15 protein-coding genes are annotated in these 18452 nt (G+C 29.9%); 14 read left to right on the forward strand and 1 reads right to left on the reverse strand.

What is annotated here, in order from left to right:
• Positions 1-82 precede the first annotated feature (82 nt).
• From murB to ACYUET_RS16875, 11 genes are all read left to right on the forward strand, one after another.
• The gene (murB, locus tag ACYUET_RS16825) at positions 83-997 is read left to right on the forward strand and encodes a UDP-N-acetylmuramate dehydrogenase (RefSeq protein ID WP_460281545.1); all 915 of its coding nucleotides are present in this window, start codon (positions 83-85) and stop codon (positions 995-997) included.
• Positions 998-1797: 800 nt separating this feature from the next.
• On the forward strand, positions 1798-2682 hold the full coding sequence (gene rapZ, locus ACYUET_RS16830; protein ID WP_460281547.1) for an RNase adapter RapZ: 885 nt from the start codon (positions 1798-1800) through the stop codon (positions 2680-2682).
• Positions 2679-4037: a gluconeogenesis factor YvcK family protein gene (locus ACYUET_RS16835; protein WP_460281549.1), complete on the forward strand. Its 1359-nt coding sequence runs from the start codon at positions 2679-2681 to the stop codon at positions 4035-4037. Before rapZ ends, ACYUET_RS16835 begins: the two co-directional genes overlap by 4 nt.
• 135 nt (positions 4038-4172) lie before the next feature.
• On the forward strand, positions 4173-5120 hold the full coding sequence (whiA, locus tag ACYUET_RS16840; protein ID WP_460281551.1) for a DNA-binding protein WhiA: 948 nt from the start codon (positions 4173-4175) through the stop codon (positions 5118-5120).
• A gap of 16 nt (positions 5121-5136) precedes the next feature.
• Entirely contained in the window at positions 5137-5421 is a 285-nt protein-coding gene (locus ACYUET_RS16845; RefSeq protein ID WP_460281553.1) for a Dabb family protein, read from the forward strand.
• Positions 5422-5761: 340 nt separating this feature from the next.
• Entirely contained in the window at positions 5762-9334 is a 3573-nt protein-coding gene (locus tag ACYUET_RS16850; protein WP_460281555.1) for a DNA polymerase III subunit alpha, read from the forward strand.
• A 416-nt stretch (positions 9335-9750) separates the two neighbouring features.
• On the forward strand, positions 9751-10713 hold the full coding sequence (pfkA, locus tag ACYUET_RS16855) for a 6-phosphofructokinase (RefSeq protein WP_460281557.1): 963 nt from the start codon (positions 9751-9753) through the stop codon (positions 10711-10713).
• A 62-nt stretch (positions 10714-10775) separates the two neighbouring features.
• Positions 10776-12200: a pyruvate kinase gene (gene pyk, locus ACYUET_RS16860; protein ID WP_460281559.1), complete on the forward strand. Its 1425-nt coding sequence runs from the start codon at positions 10776-10778 to the stop codon at positions 12198-12200.
• A gap of 737 nt (positions 12201-12937) precedes the next feature.
• Positions 12938-13294 (forward strand): DUF1540 domain-containing protein, encoded by a 357-nt coding sequence (locus ACYUET_RS16865; RefSeq protein WP_460281561.1) that lies wholly within the window; start codon positions 12938-12940, stop codon positions 13292-13294.
• Positions 13295-13674: 380 nt separating this feature from the next.
• On the forward strand, positions 13675-15048 hold the full coding sequence (gene rlmD / locus ACYUET_RS16870; protein ID WP_460281563.1) for a 23S rRNA (uracil(1939)-C(5))-methyltransferase RlmD: 1374 nt from the start codon (positions 13675-13677) through the stop codon (positions 15046-15048).
• A 389-nt stretch (positions 15049-15437) separates the two neighbouring features.
• Positions 15438-15560, forward strand: a complete 123-nt coding sequence (locus tag ACYUET_RS16875; RefSeq protein WP_460281565.1) for a hypothetical protein — start codon at positions 15438-15440, stop codon at positions 15558-15560.
• Positions 15561-15894: 334 nt separating this feature from the next.
• Here ACYUET_RS16875 and ACYUET_RS16880 read toward each other — a convergent pair whose 3' ends face one another.
• Entirely contained in the window at positions 15895-16344 is a 450-nt protein-coding gene (locus ACYUET_RS16880) for an HTH domain-containing protein (protein WP_460281567.1), read from the reverse strand.
• A gap of 205 nt (positions 16345-16549) precedes the next feature.
• On the opposite strand from ACYUET_RS16880, the gene ACYUET_RS16885 reads away from it, so the two are divergent.
• From ACYUET_RS16885 to ACYUET_RS16895, 3 genes are read left to right on the forward strand one after another with little or no spacing between them, the layout of a single operon-like run.
• A complete protein-coding gene (locus ACYUET_RS16885; RefSeq protein WP_460281569.1) occupies positions 16550-16753 on the forward strand; it encodes a helix-turn-helix domain-containing protein in 204 nt (67 codons plus the stop codon).
• Positions 16750-17436 (forward strand): response regulator transcription factor, encoded by a 687-nt coding sequence (locus ACYUET_RS16890; protein WP_460281571.1) that lies wholly within the window; start codon positions 16750-16752, stop codon positions 17434-17436. The genes ACYUET_RS16885 and ACYUET_RS16890 overlap by 4 nt, the downstream gene beginning before the upstream one ends.
• The gene (locus tag ACYUET_RS16895) at positions 17423-18412 is read left to right on the forward strand and encodes a sensor histidine kinase (protein WP_460281573.1); all 990 of its coding nucleotides are present in this window, start codon (positions 17423-17425) and stop codon (positions 18410-18412) included. The genes ACYUET_RS16890 and ACYUET_RS16895 overlap by 14 nt, the downstream gene beginning before the upstream one ends.
• The last annotated feature ends 40 nt before the right edge of the window (positions 18413-18452 follow it).

The following is an 18452-nucleotide window of genomic DNA, read 5'->3' on the forward strand; positions in this document are numbered from 1 at the left end:
GAAATAATAATTACTTGTTTTAGAGGACGAAATAATTATACTATTTTAATAAAATTAATATCAGTATTTGAGGAGTTTTAAAATGGATCAAAATGAAAAATATAAGGGTTTGTTTAGCACTTTATACAAAGAGACACAGATACAAGAGAATGCCAAAATGAGTGAACATACACATTTTAAAGTTGGGGGACCAGTAGATATACTTTTGACTCCAAATACTAAAGAACAGATAGTAGAAGCTATTAAAATATGTAAGTCTAACAATATTCCTTTTTACGTTATAGGAAATGGATCTAATATTTTAGTAAAAGATTCAGGAATTAGAGGCGTTGTTATAAAGTTATGTGATCTTAATAATATAGAAAGAAACAATAATATAATAAAGGCTGAGTGTGGAGCTTTGCTTAAGGATGTTTCAAATGAAGCATTAAATGCATCATTAACAGGTTTTGAATTTGCATGTGGAATTCCAGGTAGTGTAGGTGGTGCTGTATTTATGAATGCAGGCGCTTATGATGGTGAAATATCTTTTGTGATTAAAGAAGCAGAAGTTATTAATGATGAGGGCAAAATTATTACTTTATCTAAAGATGAATTAGAATTGGGTTATAGAACTTCTCTAGTTATGAAAAAAGGTTATGTTGTTTTAAGTGCAACATTTGATCTTAAAGATGGAGAAAAAGAAAAAGTTCAAAATAGAGTTTCAGATTTAACTCAAAAAAGAGAAGAAAGACAGCCTTTAGAGTATCCATCTGCTGGAAGTACATTTAAAAGACCAGAAGGACATTTTGCAGGAAAATTAATTGAAGATGCTGGGTTAAAAGGATTTACTATTGGTGGAGCTGCTGTTTCTGATAAACATTCAGGTTTTGTAATAAATAAATCAAATGCAACAGCTAAAGATATTTTAGCAGTTATAAAGCATGTTCAAGAAGAAGTTAAAAGACAATTTGATGTAGATTTATATCCAGAAGTAAGAATAATAGGAGAAGATTAAATCTAACAATTATAGAATAAGGCACATTCAAAAAACAATAAATTAGTATACTTGTATGTCTAAATAATTATTTTCTTTCATGTGCCTAAAAAATAATCATATGCCGCACCATTATTCTTGAACTACGTTTGGAAAGGGTGCATGGCTAAAAAAAATCGACGCTCCACAGTCGCTTAGCGATTTTTTTATATATTGAAAAAACTCAAAAGAATTAAACTTTTGGGTTTTTATTTTTCAAATTAAAATATAGGATTTAAAGCTGAAATATAATGTTAATATGTTATAATTTTAAGATAAAGTTATTTGGATATTAATATAGAAATTTAATAAAGATTTTAGATAAAAGTCAGTGTTTCTAAATATCAGTTAATATCATAGTATAAACAAAGTTCTTAGTCTCAGTGAAACTTGCTTTCGTCTGAGGGTTAGAAATTGTTATCCAGGAGCGTGTAGCTGTTATGTAATTACAGATGCTAGCTATCGGATAAAGCTCATGGACAGGGGAATTTACTTTAAGAACTCTAAAATAAAGTTTAGTCCAATTAATGCATGCTCCTAATCAAAGATTATGACAAGCAGATAATTGTAATACTAAAAGGAAACTCGACTCATGTACATTTGCTGAGTAAGTTCGAGTAGCAAAATATAAAATTGCACTCTGTGAAAGTTCGAAGAACCAAATATAAAATTTGGACTCTCACTTAAGAGTTCTAAAAAGCAAATTCCAATGCCAGTTCGCCCTTATACTAAAAATATTAACTTTCATTAGAAACATAAATTAAATAAGGAGGGTTTGTAATATGAGATTTGTTATAGTTACAGGATTATCAGGTGCAGGTAAAACAGAAGCAACAAGAAGTTTAGAAGATTTGGGATATTTTTGTGTGGATAACCTTCCGCCAAAATTAATTAATAAATTTGCAGAGTTGTGTTCTCAAAGTGATGGAAAGATTGAAAAAGTGGCCTTGGTTATTGATATTAGAGGCGGAGTTTTCTTTGATGATTTATTTGAGACATTAAATTATTTAAAGGAGAATGAATTTAAATACGAAATCTTATTTTTAGACTCATCAGATGAAGTTCTTATAAAAAGATTTAAAGAGTCTAGAAGAAGTCATCCATTATCTCCTGATGGAAGAGTTTTAAATGGAATTATTCAAGAAAGAAGTAGATTAAGAGAAGTTAAAAATAGAGCTGATATAATAATAGACACATCAAAGTATGCAATAAGAGATTTAAGAGAAAAAATTAATGAAAATTATGGTGAACATATTCAAGCTGAAAAGCAATTATCAATCACTGTATTAAGTTTTGGATTTAAATATGGAATACCAGTAGATTCAGATTTGGTTTTTGATGTTAGATTTATTCCTAATCCATTTTACATTCCAGAGCTTAAACAATATTCAGGAAATGATAAATCTGTAAAAGATTATGTTTTAAAGCAAGATGAAACTATTACTTTTATAGATAAACTACAAGATATGCTTAAGTACTTAATTCCAAATTATATTAAAGAGGGAAAAAGACAACTTATAATTTCAATAGGATGCACTGGTGGAAGACATCGCTCTGTAGCTATTGCTAATGAAGTTTATACTAGGTTAAATAATGAAAACTATAAAGCTAAAATTGAGCATAGAGATGTTGGTGAAGATCTTCATAGAGGAGAAAAGAAACTATGAAGCTTAAGTATTGGATAAAACCAGGTATAAAAGTTAAAAGATGGCTTGCGTTTGGTATATTTGGAATATTATTAATAGCTTTTGGTTTTACAGAATTAGTGACTCACAGAGTATATAATTTATATTATCAAGTATTTTATATATTTTTAAATATTACAGGTTTATTTGTATTATATATTGCGATTACAGAAAGTATGAAATCAATAATTGCATTAGTAAATAGAGGATATATAAAAGTATCTTTTGATAGTAAAAAGATAGAAAGTTTTATAGAAGAAAAAAGATTGCTTATAAAAGGACCTAAAATTGTAGTAATTGGTGGAGGGACAGGACTTTCCACAATGCTTAGAGGATTAAAATATTATACATCCAATATAACAGCAATTGTAACAGTTGCTGATGATGGTGGAGGTTCTGGAGACTTAAGAGAAGATTTAGGGATGTTACCACCTGGAGATATAAGAAATTGTATTTTGGCATTAGCAGACACAGAACCTATTATGGAAAATTTATTACAATATAGATTTAAAGATGGTAGATTAAAAAATCAAAGTTTTGGTAATTTATTTTTAGCAGCTATGGATGGAATATCAGATAATTTTGAAGAAGCAGTACAAAAAATGAGTTCAGTATTAGCTGTTACTGGAAAAGTTGTACCTGTAACTTTAGATAATATGGAATTAGAGGCTACTTTGGAAAATGGAAATGTTGTTAGAGGAGAATCTCAAATCCCGGAAGAAGCAATAAAACAAAATTCTAAGATTGCAAATTTCAGAATAATACCAGAAGATGCAAAAGCTTTAAAAGAGGCAATACAGGCTATCCGTGAAGCAGATGCTATAGTTATGGGGCCGGGAAGTCTTTATACTAGTATAACACCTAACTTATTAGTAAAAGATATATCAAAAGAAGTAAGAAAAAGTGATGCACTTAAAATGTATATTTCAAATATAATGACCCAACCTGGTGAAACAACAGGGTTCAATGTTTCTGATCATTTAAAAGTTTTAACAAAATATGGCGGTAAAGATATAGTAAACTATGTCATTGCTAATATAGGAGAAATTCCTACTAAACTAAAAGAGAAGTATCAATTAGAAGATGCTGAATTAGTAAAATTAGACGAAGAAAACATTAATAGTTTAGGTGTAAAAATTGTTGGAGATAATTTAGTAAAAATAAAAGATGGTTTTATAAAACATGATGCTGATAAATTGGCACAAGTTTTAGTTGAAACAATTATGGAAAAGAAACTTTTATATGACAAGAAGAAGATAATAGAATATATGTATTTATCTCAACGTATAAGTGAGAGAGTTAGAGAAGAAAAACATAGAATGGAAACAAAGATTTAAAAAATGTGCTGTTTTAAATTAAATGAATAGTATTGATATTGTAGTACAAACCTTATACTGCAATATCAAAATTTACTTAGATTATAGTAAACAAGCAACAGCACCAAAATAAATTTATAGATAAGGGGAAATAAGATGTCATTTTCATCTAAAGTTAAAGGTGAGATATGTAGATATTCAGATATGTCAAAAGAGGAAGCATTAGCAGAAATATCCGCCATAATGAAAGTAAGTGGAACAATAGCCTTTAGTGGAAGTGGATTGAGCTTTAAGATGACCACAGAAAATCCATCAAGTGCAAGACTTATATTTACTCTTTTAAAAGAGCATTTTGATATTCATTCAAAATTGATGGTTAAAAAAAGTAACTCTTTAAAGAAGAATAATATTTATATGGTAGTAATATCAGCAGATATGGGAGTTAAAGAGCTATTACATGAAACAGGTATATTAAAAGAAATTGATGGAGTTATGAACCTTGATTATAGAATTAATCAAGATATGGTTAAAACTGAAGAAGAGAAAAGAGCTTATATAAGAGGTGCTTTTATTGGTGGTGGAAGTATAAGCAATCCTGAAAGAACATATCATTTAGAATTTGTAACTCATAGTGAAGAATATGCAATTGATTTAAAAGATCTTATAAATACTTTTAATTTAAACTCTAAAGTTATTCAAAGAAAAAGTAGCTTTATAATATATATTAAGGAAGGCGAGCAAATTGTAGATTTACTTAATATAATAGGAGCGCATACATCATTATTAGAACTTGAAAATATAAGAATAATGAAAGAAATGAGAAATAATGTGAATAGACTTGTTAATTGCGAAACTGCTAATTTATCAAAAACAGTTAATGCAGCTGTAAGACAAGTTGAAAGTATAAGATTGATACAAAATAAAATAGGACTTCAAAGATTACCTAAAAATCTTAGAGAGGTTGCAGAATTAAGACTTAATTATCCAGAAGAATCTTTAAAAGAATTAGGTGAGATGTTAGATCCTCCAGTTGGAAAGTCTGGGATAAATCATAGATTAAGAAAGATAGAAAAAATAGCAGAGGAATTAAGAACAGGAAACTAGAGAGGGAGATGGGATTATGTTTACACACATAGTATTTTTTAAACTTAAGGAACCAACAAATGAGAATATAAAATTTGTAGAACAAGCTTTATTAAGCATGAATGGTAACATAGCGGAATTAAAAGAATTAGAAGTGGGAATAGATGTAATAAGAAGTGAAAGAAGTTTTGATATTGGGATTATAACAAGGTTTGATTCAAAGGAAGATTGTCTTGCATATGATGTAAATGAATTTCATGTAGAGAAGGTTAAGAAAGTTATAGCGCCATATTTAGAATGTAGTAAATCATTAGATTTTTAATAAGTCAATATCAATACTATTTAGAAAAATTTAGAAGTAGTATATAAGCTATAATCACATATTATTAACACATATGTTAGAGGTGATAAGGCACATTTAAAAAAATAACAAATTAATATGCTAGTCTATTTTGTGTCATGCTACGTCAGAATAATGGCCTAATAGCTCGCTATTAAACCATTATGCTTCCTTGCCTGACGCAAAATATACATCGCATCTTGGACTTGTTATTTTCTTTAATGTGCCTAAAAATTCTGTGGATAATTTATAAAATTAGGTTTTTAATTTTATAAGAATTTTTATCACTATTCTTATAATTAGATTAGGGGGGTGAGACACATTGAATAAAAAAGAATTTTGCCATCTTCATCTTCATACTGAATATAGTTTGCTAGATGGCTCTGGTAAGGTAGAAAAAATTATTAAAAAAGCAAAAGAACTTGGCATGAAAAGTATAGCAATCACGGATCATGGAGTTTTATATGGATTGGTTGATTTTTATAAAGCGGCTGTAGAAAATGATATAAAACCAATACTAGGTTGTGAGGTTTATATTGCAGCTAAATCAATGAAAATAAAACAACCAGATAAAGATAATTCTACACATCATTTAGTTTTATTAGTTAAAAATGAAACAGGATATGAAAATTTAATGAAAATTGTCTCAGCAGCATCTATAGAAGGGTTCTATTATAAGCCAAGAGTTGATCATGAGTATTTAAGACAACATAGCGAGGGTTTAATTGCTTTAAGTGCTTGTCTTGGAGGAGAGGTACAACATTATGAACTTATAGGCAATTATGATAAAGCTAAAGAGGTTGCATTATTATATAAAGATATCTTTAAGGAAAATTTTTATTTAGAAATTCAAAATCATGGAATGGATGAACAAAGAAAAGTAAATGAACTGAATATAAAGATGTCACAAGAAACTGGAATTCCATTAGTTGCAACAAATGATGTTCATTACATAAAAAAAGAGGATTCAAAATCTCATGATATATTAATGTGTATTCAAACAGGAAAAACTGTAGATGATACTAATAGGAGAAGATATCCATCAGATCAGTTTTATTTAAAGTCTCCTGAGGAAATGTGGGATATGTTCTCGTACATACCAGAAGCGTTAGAAAATACTATAAAGATTGCAGATCAGTGTAATTATGAGTATGAATTTCATAAGTCTAAGTTGCCTAAATTTCCATTAGAAGAAGGTCAAGATCCATATGAATATCTTAGAGACACATGTTATATAGGATTAATTGATAGATATGATGAGTTTAAAGAGTTTAGAGAAAAACCTTTAGATTATGATAAACTTAATAATTTAAAAGAATCAAACGAAAATGTAAAAAATTATGTAGATAGATTAGAATACGAATTACAAATTATAAAGCAAATGGGATATGTTGATTATTTCTTAATAGTTTGGGATTTTATTAGATTTTCAAATGAAAAAGGAATACCAACAGGACCAGGAAGAGGATCAGCAGCAGGTTCAATAGTTGCATTTACTTTAGGAATTACTAAAATAGATCCAATAAAATATAGTTTACTGTTTGAAAGATTCTTAAATCCAGAAAGAGTATCGATGCCTGATATTGATAGTGATTTTTGCTATGAAAGAAGACAAGAAGTAATTGATTATGTCGTAGAAAAATATGGAGCAGATAATGTATCTCAAATAATAACATTTGGAACGATGGCAGCTAGAGCTTGTATAAGAGATGTTGGTAGAGCCATGAATTATAGTTATAGTGAAGTTGATAAAATATCTAAAATGATACCAACAGTTTTAGGCATTACAATAGAAAAGGCTTTAGAGCTTAATCCAGAGCTTAAGGCGATCTATGATACTGATGATAGGGTAAAAGCATTAATAGACATGTCAAAGGATCTAGAAGGGCTTCCAAGGCATTCCTCAACGCATGCAGCAGGAGTCGTTATTTCATCTAATCCATTGGTTGAATATGTGCCACTTCAAAAAAATGATGAAATGATAGTAACACAATTTGTAATGGGAGAGTTAGAAGAACTTGGATTACTTAAGATGGATTTCTTAGGTCTTAGAACATTAACTGTTATGAATGAAGCTATAAAGATAATCAAGGAAAATAGAGGCGTAGATATAGACTTAGATAAAATAGATTTTGCTGATAAAGAAGTCTATAAGATGATCGGTGAAGGTAAGACAGCAGGAGTATTCCAATTAGAATCCCCAGGAATGGTATCGTTCATGAAGGATTTAAAGCCAGATTCATTAGAAGATATAATTGCAGGAATATCTTTATATAGACCAGGCCCAATGTCTGAAATACCTAAATATATAGATGGAAAAAGAAATCCTGAAAAAGTGACTTATATTACAAAGGAATTAGAACCAATATTAAAAGTAACTTATGGTTGTTTAGTTTACCAAGAACAAGTTATGCAAACAGTTAGAGATCTAGCAGGATATTCTATGGGTAGAAGTGATTTAGTTAGAAGAGCTATGTCAAAGAAAAAACATAAAGTTATGGAAGAAGAAAGAAAAAATTTCATTTATGGAATTGTTGAAAATGATGAGGTAGTAGTACCAGGTTGCGTAAGAAATGGAATAAGTGAAGAGGCAGCAAATAAGATATTTGACTCAATGATGGATTTTGCATCTTATGCATTTAACAAATCACATGCAGCAGCATATGCAGTTGTTGGATATCAAACAGCGTATTTAATGAGATATTATCCAGTAGAAATGATTGCAGCAATGCTTAATTCATTCATGGGAACTAGTGAAAAAGTTGTATATTATATTTCTAAGGCAGAAGAATTAGGAATACAAGTACTTCCACCTGATATAAATGAGAGTTTTTCAAAGTTTACTGTTAAAGATAATACTATAAGATTTGGATTAGCGGCTATAAAAAATGTAGGTGTAAACTTAATAAATAGTGTTGTTAATACAAGAGAAACTAAAGGAAAGTTTGAGTCATTAGTAGATTTTATAAATAAAATTGATTTATCAGCAATAAATAAACGTGCAACAGAAAGCTTAATAAAAGCAGGCACATTTGATAGTTTCAAAATTTATAGATCAAAGCTTTTAGCAGTATATGAAAAAGTTATGGATAATGTTTCAAATGATAGAAAGAGAAATATTGATGGACAAATAAGTCTTTTTGCATCAGATGATTTAAAACAACCAGAGATACAATATCCCAATATAAATGAATTTGATAAAAGAAGTCTTTTAACAATGGAAAAAGAAATGACAGGATTATATATATCAGGTCATCCATTAGATGATTATGCTCAAAGTCTTAAAATGCAAACATCAAATGAAATTGGAAAAATATTCTCAATTCATGAAAGCTTAGATTCACCAATTGAACTAGATATGAATGAAGATATTTTAATAAATAACGAAGTAGGAATAAAAGATAATGATAGAGTTATTTTAGGTGGAATACTTACTCAAGTGGATAAAAAAGTAACTAGAAATAATACAATTATGGCATTTTTAAAGTTGGAGGACTTATCAGGAACAATAGAAGTAATAGTATTTCCTAAAACATTAGATAGAGTTAGAAATTTATGTATAGAAGATAGCTTAGTTATAATTAAGGGAAGAATAAGTTTAAAAGCTGAAGAATTGCCCAAACTAATATGTGAAAGTATAGAACCTTTAGAAAAAGTAAATAGTTCTAAAATATATCTAAAGGTAGATAATACAATCAAGGCTAGAGAACTTAACAATAATTTAAAAAGTTTAGTTAAGGAATATAAAGGAGATACACCAATCTATATTTTTGCTGCAGAACAAAGGCAACAATTTAGAGTTCCTAGAGATAGGTGGGTATCACTAGAAAGTGAGGTGATGAATATATTAAGAAATTATTTGGGAGATGAAAATGTAAAAATAGTTGAGTTATAAGTTGAAAATTTAAGATTTTCATATAATCTTTGTAAGAATACATAGTACTATATGTTAATTAAGTAAATGAAAAATATTACAATAATTAAAATTATAAAAATATAAGAACTTTATATGATTTTTAAGTTAGTTGGTTATAATATATATTGTGCATTATTTAATATCTATTAAACCATAAATAATTTATTATATAATAAATTATAAAAATATAGATATTAACTAGAAAATTGTCTAAAACCCTGAGAAAGATTTTATGAATTTTCATGATATTGATAGAGGAATATCAAAACTTATCTAAATATGATTGATAAATATCAAATTTTTATGTACAATTATTATTGGTTAATGAGATGTGGATAAATTTTGCACAAGTAGGACTTTTGGTGTCCTAGTTGTTGTTTGAGGAGGAATATATTATGAAAAAAATAGCTGTCTTAACAAGCGGTGGAGATGCACCAGGAATGAACGCTGCTATTAGAGCAGTGGTAAGAACTGCAATTTCTAATGGTCTTGAAGTTATGGGAGTTCAAAGAGGATATAGTGGACTACTTAATGGTGAACTATTTGCAATGGACAAAACTTCAGTATCAGATATAATTCAAAGAGGTGGAACAATACTAAGAACAGCCAGATGTCCGGAATTCAAGGAAGAAGAAGTTAGAAAAAGAGCTGCTAAAATATTAAATGCTTATGGTGTAGATGCTTTAGTAGTTATTGGTGGAGACGGATCTTTCATGGGTGCAAAGTTATTATCAAAACTTGGAATTAAAACAATAGGTTTACCAGGAACTATTGATAATGATTTAGCTTATACTGATTTTACAATAGGATTTGATACTGCATTAAATACTATTGTAGATGCAATAAACAAAATTAGAGATACATCAACTTCACACGAAAGAGTTTCAATAATAGAAGTTATGGGAAGAGATTGTGGAGATTTAGCTCTTCATGCAGGTTTATCATCTGGTGCAGAAGCTATTATAGTTCCAGAAATGGGAGATTTCGATAAAGATGCTCTTTGCAGAACAATATTAGAAGGAAAAAACAATGGAAAAATGCATAGCATAGTAATTCTTGCAGAAGGAATTGGTGGAGCTTTTGACTTAGCAAAATATGTTCAAGAATTAACAGGAATAGAAGCAAGAGCTACTGTATTAGGACATATTCAAAGAGGTGGAACACCATCAGCTTCAGATAGAGTCTTAGCTTCAAGATTAGGTTCAAGAGCTGTAGAAGTGCTTTTAGAAGGAGAAACTTCAAAGGTTATAGGAATCAGAGATAATAAGATTATAGATCAAGATATAGATGAAGCTTTAGCTATGGAAAGTAAATTTGACACAAAGCTATATGAGGTAGCAGAAATATTATCACGTTAATAAATTTTTTATTTATATAAATTTTTTATAAATCAATTAAAATAAAGAGGAGTGTTAAGTGCATGAGAAAGACTAAAATGATCTGTACTATTGGACCAGCAAGTGAAGACAAAGAGATATTAGAAAAAGTAATGTTAGCAGGAATGAATGCTTCAAGACATAATTTTTCACATGGAGATCACGAAGAACATAGAGGAAGAATAGAAAAAGTTAAAGAATTATCAAAGAAACTTAACAAAGAAATCGCTATTATTCTTGATACAAAGGGACCAGAAATCAGAACAGGAAAATTCGAACCAAACAAAGTTGAATTAGTTAAAGGTTCAGAATTTACAGTATATGCAGGAGACATGTCAGTAGTTGGAGACACTACAAAATGTGCAGTTACTTACGAAGGATTAGCTAATGATGTTAAGCCAGGAAACACAATCTTAATAGATGATGGTTTAGTAGGATTAACTGTTAAATCAATCGAAGGAAACGCAGTTAAATGTGAAGTTCAAAACACTGGATTAGTTGGAACTCATAAAGGAGTTAACGTACCAGGAGTTGCAATTCAATTACCAGCTTTAACTGAAAAAGATACAGCAGACTTAGTATTTGGATGTAAAATGGGTGTTACTATGATAGCAGCTTCATTCGTAAGAAAAGCAGCAGACGTAAAAGCTATAAGAAAAGTTCTTGATGAAAATGGTGGAGAAAATATCTTAATCTGCCCTAAAATTGAAAACCAAGAAGGTGTTGATAACATCGATTCAATCTTAGAAATCTCAGATGCTATAATGGTAGCTAGAGGAGACCTAGGTGTTGAAATTCCAATAGAACAAGTACCTGCAGTTCAAAAAATGATTATTCAAAAATGTAATGCTGCTGGAAAGCCAGTTGTTACAGCAACTCAAATGTTAGACTCAATGATAAGAAACCCAAGACCAACTAGAGCAGAAGTTTCAGACGTAGCTAATGCAATCTTAGATGGTACTGATGCAATAATGTTATCAGGAGAAAGTGCTAACGGAACTTACCCAGTAGAAGCTGTAAGCACTATGGCTAAAATTGCTGAAGAAACTGAAAAGCAATTAACTCACAAAGTAGCAGTTTCAACTGCAAAATCTCACATACCTGCAATGTCAGGAGTTATTTCAAGAGCAGCTTGTAATGCAGCTAATGAATTAGATGCAGCTGCTATAATATCATCAACTCAAAGTGGTGCAACTGCTAAGAGAATTTCTCAATGCAGACCAGAATGTCCAATTATAGCTGTTACTCCAAGCGAAGTAGTAGCTAAACAATTAGCATTCTCATGGGGAGTATACCCAATAGTAGCTGAAAAAATGACATCAACAGATGAAATGATGGTAAAATCAGTTGAAATAGCTAAAGAACATAAATACGTTGAAAATGGTGATACAGTAGTTATCGCTGCTGGAGTTCCAGTTGATAAAGTTGGAACAACTAACTTATTAAAAGTAAGCGTAGTAGGCGAATAATATAGTACTTAACAAAAACTCTCGATTTTAATCGAGAGTTTTTTTATATATATGTTTTAATTAAGTTAATGCATTTATAATCTTTAATACAATTTTTATAGAACATTATAACTTTAATTAACAATATCTAGTTGAAAGAATATATATAATAAACTTTCTATATAAGTTCCTTACTGTAATGGTAAGTTATACTATTTGTAAAAAAATTAAAGTTTATCTTAATAAACAAATTTTATTGAAATTATTTAATATAATGTAAAAATGTCATGTTATTATAAAGTTAATAATTAAATTTATAAATTATTTATAAATAATTCACAAAATAAATATCTTATGTTAAGATAGAATGTATATTATTTATTGTAATGGACAATAATTAACATAAGGAATTAATTGGCAACTGATTCTGTATTTGCACCCAAATGGGTGCTTTTTTTTATTTTTTAGGAAATTATATTATTGGACAATATGTGAATAATCTTAATAGTATAGTAAAATTCATAGTCTGCAAAATGGATTTTTTTATTATTAATAAATTATAGAGGCTTTTAAATGTAAAATCTTATAAATCTTAATTTTGAAGTTTTTATAAAATGATAATGAAAATTCTTTATTTTTAAATGTAAATTATTAATTAAAACGTTGTGCAAGCACTTTTGTTATTAAAGTATAATTTTTTTCTATATTGAACAGAATAAGTAATATATTCAAGAAAAATATAGAAAAGGGTGATAATTATGACTAACTTAAATTGTAGTGCTATGGATTGTGTACATAATCAATCTGGTATGTGTAAAGCAGGATATATTCTAATCGAAAGTCAAGAAGCTCAAGCTACTTCTCAAACTTATTGTGCAAATTATCTACAAAATACAGGAGAAAATCAGGCAGAATCAATGGGAAATATGAATTATTTAGGTGGCTTAACTCAGGCATTTTATTCGATGGAGGAAGTAAGAACGAATCCGGAAATTAATTGCCATGCAACAAATTGTTCTTATAATCTATATGGAAGTTGTCATGCAAGAAATATTTCAATTTCTTTAGATTCAAATGAAGCATTTAAAGCTAAATGTAAAACTTTTGTAAAATAATAAAATTTAATAGTTTCTATATTTAATATATATATTCTAATTAAGTTATTACATTTATAACCTTTTGTATAATTTTTATATAAAATTATATCTTTAATTAACAATATATAGTTAGAAACATATATATTATAAATTTTCTATATAAGTTCCTCACTATATTGGTGCATTATGTTATTTATAAACATTCTAAGATTTATATTAATGAACAAACTTTATTGGAACTTATGTAATTCTAATAGTTAAAATCACCTAAGATTATATATAATGAAGATAATATTTTAGGTTTTAAATGTGTCTAAATATAAGAATCACTTGATGTTGTCATAATAAATTTATGATATAATTTATAGAAGTTATAATTAAAAAAGGTGGATTTTAAGTTGATAGAAAAGAATAAAGAATATGTTTTAGATATATTATCACAAGGATATGAAGGTGAAGGCGTAGCTAAAATAGATGGTTATCCTATATTTATTCAAGGTGCTTTAAAAGGTGAAACTGTTAAAACTAAAATTATAAAGGTTAAAAAAAGTTATGCTTATGGAAAAATTGAAGAAATAATAAATGTGTCTGAAGAGAGAGCTGAACCTAAATGTTCAAATTATAAGAGATGTGGGGGATGCTCAATCCAACATATGAATTATAAAAAACAATTGGAGTTTAAATGGGAGAGAGTAAAGGACTGTATATCAAAAATTGGAGGTTTATCAGAGGAATTAGTGAATTATCCAATAGGTATGGAATCTAACCCATATAGGTATAGAAACAAAGTTCAACTTCCTATAGGTAAAGTAAACGGAGAAATTGTATTAGGATTTTATGCTCCAAGAAGCCATAACATAATAGATTTAGATTATTGTTTAATTCAAGATAAAGTTGCAGATGAAGTAGCAAAGCTTACTAAAGAATGGATTAAGAGAAATAACATTGAACCTTCAACAATTGATGGTGAATTTAATTCTAACGGAATTTTAAAACATTTAATGATAAGAAGAGGATTTAAAACAGGGGAAGTAATGGTGGTACTTGTTGCTACTACTTCAAATATTCCTAATTTAGATGAGTTTAAAAATATAATATTAGAAAATATTGTTGGAATTAAAAGTATAGTAATAAATGTAAATCCTAATAATACAAATGTGATTTTAGGACAAAAGTGTATAACATTATATGGTGAAGATACTATTCAAGATTACATAGGAGACTTTAAATTTAATATATCTCCATTATCATTTTTTCAAGTTAATCCTATTCAAACAGAAGTACTTTATAATAAGGCATTGGAATATGCAAACTTAACAGGAAGTGAAACTGTTTTTGATGCTTACTGTGGAACAGGAACAATAACTTTATTTTTATCTCAGAAAGCTAAAAAAGTATACGGTGTTGAAATAATAGAACCAGCAATTATTAATGCAAGAGAAAATGCAAAACTTAATAATGTAGATAATGCAGAATTTTTTGTGGGTAAGTCAGAAGAAATCATCCCTGAACTTATAGATAAAAATATCAAGGCAGATGTTATAGTTGTTGACCCACCTAGAAAAGGATGCGATATAAAATTACTACAATCAATAGGAAGAGTAAAACCTGAGAGAGTAGTTTATGTATCATGTGATCCAAGTACATTAGCTAGAGATTTGAAGATCTTGGAACAACAAGGTTATAAAACAGTAGAAGTACAGCCTGTAGATATGTTTCCACAAACTAGTCATGTGGAGACGGTAGTTAAGCTACAAAGGAAACATAGCTAATGTGTTGAAATTATTGGGTTTAGCAAATGAAAAAATTATATATGTTTCGTAAAACAGAGTTAGGAAACAGTAAGTTCTTAAGTTGACCTAATTTTGGAAAATAGTGCTGAAAAAATGATTGTTTTAATTATAATATAGTTAACCCCCTTGAAAACTCAAGGGGGTTAATTGCTTATAATAATTGAAATTACAAGAAGGAAATAGAGTATAAATGTCAACCTAGGAATGGTTATTTCCATTTATAAATACAAGAATGAACATATAGAGTTTTCAGACGCCCTAAAGAGAGGGAAAGAAGTAAAATAATTGATCTTGAGATAGAAAATGCACTCTTAAAAAGGGCGTTAGACTATAAATATAAGGAAGTAACAAAAGAACTAATTAAAGAAATGGCAGCAGATACAACATCAATGATCTTTTGGTTAAAGAATAGAAAACCGGAAGATTGGAGAGATAAGAAAGAAATATTTAGCAGTGGATCTAATACAATTCAAATAAGCCTTGAAGATTAAGAAAAAAGTTGGCAACAAAGCCATTTCTCCAAGAAAATGCGGCTAGAATTAAGAGTTGATATGATGATGATATGGAGCATATACCACTAGTGACTTATATGTTCTAAGTTGGAGCTAAAGGCATAATAGCTTGATTTATTGGTATTGTATTCATAAGGTAACTTGCGTTATATAGCTTATTGCTATGTATAGATTGTATATAAATGATATACAGATAATATATGTACATTTTATGAATGTAGCAAATAAATAAGCTACTGAAACTTTATCAGTAGCCACAAAGATTATAGTTAAATTTTAGGTGTTAACATATAATTTATTATGTTATAAAAAGCTATTTACCTTGAGATACTTCCTTAAATAAAAAATGTAGAAATAGACTTTTGGTCGCTAGTTTATATCTTTTTTCATATGAAATTGAATTAGTATCTTTCATGAAACTTTCTAAATCTTCAATAGAAATTCCAGCGTAAATAGCAATGGTTTCTAAATTAAGATTAAGTCCTTGAATTGTTAGATATTTAATTACTCCCTGTACTCTATCGTTATCATCTACCATTGATATGCCTGTAGATAACATTGAGATAGTATTCGTAAGTTTAGACATTTGTTCAATAGGTAAAGCTAATTCTAGCAAATCAGTTTGACCAGTATAGAGCTTTTCTAAGGAATTTATATCAACACCTATAATCCTACTTAAAAAACTTAATTCAAATTTATAATTTTCAACTAAATCTATCAATAGTTCTCTAACACCATGTGGGTCACTTTGAATTTCCAACATAATGAGTTCTCCTTTTTATTTTGTATTAATATACATATTACCATAATAATTGTAAAAACAATAATTATGGTAAAAAATGTTTGTTTATAAATTAAATATCTATAAATCATATGTATTTATAGAAAGTGTAAAATATAAATTTATACTGTCTTTTATATCTCAGTTTGTATATTTCCATTGAAAGAAATATAATAAAATTATAGAGGTGTTATGCGCGGATTATATAACGACAAAAGAAGCAGCGAAAAATTGGGGAATCACAGACAGAATGGTAATGTACCATTGCTCTGCTGGAGGTATTAATGGAGCTAAAAAAATGGGAAATACATGGCTTGTTCCCATTGATGCTGAAAAAACGGCTGACGGACGATACAAGATTAGTAAAGTAAAGGATGGTGAAAATAAATGAAACGGATATTTTTAGTTGAAGACGATAAAGCAATTGCCAGAAACCTTGTGCTTCTGCTTCGCTCGGAGGGATTCATAGTCACTCACGCCCCTACGCGTAGTGAAGCCATTGCCACGCTTGCTGGGAATAAATTTGACTTGGCGTTGATTGATATTTCTTTGCCTGATGGAAATGGCTTTACAGTTTGTACGGAAATCAAAGAAAAGCAAGATATCCCCGTCATCTTTTTGACAGCTTCCGGCGATGAATCAAGTGTTGTTACTGGGCTGAACATTGGAGCAGACGACTATATCACTAAGCCTTTTCGTCCGCGTGAACTGATAGCACGAATCAGAACTGCCCTGCGAAAAAGCGGACGTTCTCCATCGGCTTTTGAAATTTGCGGGCTTCATGTTAATATGGCAAGTGGAGTCGTGAAAAAGGACGGCAGCGAGGTTTTTCTTTCAGCCTTAGAATATCGTTTGTTGTTGGTGTTTATTAGTAACCCTAAAAGTATTATCACGAGGGTCAGGCTGCTTGACGAATTGTGGGACGCAGCGGGCGAGTTTGTCAATGACAATACATTGACCGTATACATCAAACGCTTGCGGGAGAAGATAGAGAATGACCCAGCAAACCCGCAAATCATTATAACCGTTCGTGGGACAGGATATAGATTGGGGGACGGGTATGCTTCGGAATAGAGAGTTTCGAAATCTTGCCATTTTGTTTTTTTTAATAGCTGCTACCACTGTAACGCTGGGATTTAAAATCAATACGGAGGCTGGAATCCTTGCTATTGTTTCTGCCACTACATTTGGAACAGTATTTTTTGCTTTTACCAAAGCCAGATATAAAAGCATTGCACAGATTTCAGATCAAATCGATCTTGTGCTTCATAACGCTGACCATCTGTATATTGCTGAATCAGACGAGGGCGAACTTTCTATTTTGCAAAGCGAGATAACAAAAATGACAATGCGTATTCGGGAGCAAAACGACGCACTGAAAAAAGAAAAAGAACATCTTGCCGATTCGCTGGCTGACATAGCTCATCAACTTCGCACTCCTCTTACATCAGTAAACCTTATTCTGTCATTGTTAGAGAATAACTCTGACGAAAATGAACGAAAAGCATTAATACGGGAAACAAAGGAATTGTTTGTGCAGATGGATTGGCTGCTTACTTCACTGTTGAAATTATCTCGCCTGGATGCGGGCATTGTGGTGTTCCAAAGTGATCAGATAGATGTAAAAAACTTGATAAGTGCCGCGCTTCGTCCGTTTTTAATCCGAATGGAGCTGCACGATATTGTTGTGCAAATAGATGTTCCAAAAAGGATAATTATTCAGGGCGATTTTGCTTGGTTTTCGGAAGCAATTCAAAACATTCTCAAAAATTGCATGGAAAGCGTAGGAGAGAATGGGAAGATTGAGATTGTGTGCACGGACAATTCATTGTTTACTGAGATTGCCATCCACGACACTGGTGCGGGTTTTGAAAAAGAAGATTTGCATTTCTTGTTTGATAGATTTTATCGAGGGAAAGTCTCAAATGCTACAGGATACGGGATTGGATTGGCTCTTTGTAAGATGATTATAACACGACAGGGCGGGACGATTACCGCAAAGAATCATCCGCATGGTGGTGCGATATTTTCCATTCGTTTCCCAAAGTGACGAATCTCTCACCTGAAAGTCACACAGATGTAAGTTGAAG

This window comes from Clostridium sp. CTA-5, from assembly GCF_054768135.1.

What these genes read in the sequence shown, in the direction of transcription:
- murB (WP_460281545.1), top strand. Translation starts at nt 83, where the DNA reads ATGGATCAAAATGAAAAATATAAGGGTTTGTTTAGCACTTTATACAAA.
- rapZ (WP_460281547.1), top strand. Translation starts at nt 1,798, where the DNA reads ATGAGATTTGTTATAGTTACAGGATTATCAGGTGCAGGTAAAACAGAA.
- ACYUET_RS16835 (WP_460281549.1), top strand. Translation starts at nt 2,679, where the DNA reads ATGAAGCTTAAGTATTGGATAAAACCAGGTATAAAAGTTAAAAGATGG.
- whiA (WP_460281551.1), top strand. Translation starts at nt 4,173, where the DNA reads ATGTCATTTTCATCTAAAGTTAAAGGTGAGATATGTAGATATTCAGAT.
- ACYUET_RS16845 (WP_460281553.1), top strand. Translation starts at nt 5,137, where the DNA reads ATGTTTACACACATAGTATTTTTTAAACTTAAGGAACCAACAAATGAG.
- pfkA (WP_460281557.1), top strand. Translation starts at nt 9,751, where the DNA reads ATGAAAAAAATAGCTGTCTTAACAAGCGGTGGAGATGCACCAGGAATG.
- pyk (WP_460281559.1), top strand. Translation starts at nt 10,776, where the DNA reads ATGAGAAAGACTAAAATGATCTGTACTATTGGACCAGCAAGTGAAGAC.
- ACYUET_RS16865 (WP_460281561.1), top strand. Translation starts at nt 12,938, where the DNA reads ATGACTAACTTAAATTGTAGTGCTATGGATTGTGTACATAATCAATCT.
- ACYUET_RS16875 (WP_460281565.1), top strand. Translation starts at nt 15,438, where the DNA reads ATGGCAGCAGATACAACATCAATGATCTTTTGGTTAAAGAATAGAAAA.
- ACYUET_RS16880 (WP_460281567.1), bottom strand. Translation starts at nt 16,344, where the DNA reads ATGTTGGAAATTCAAAGTGACCCACATGGTGTTAGAGAACTATTGATA.
- ACYUET_RS16890 (WP_460281571.1), top strand. Translation starts at nt 16,750, where the DNA reads ATGAAACGGATATTTTTAGTTGAAGACGATAAAGCAATTGCCAGAAAC.
- ACYUET_RS16895 (WP_460281573.1), top strand. Translation starts at nt 17,423, where the DNA reads ATGCTTCGGAATAGAGAGTTTCGAAATCTTGCCATTTTGTTTTTTTTA.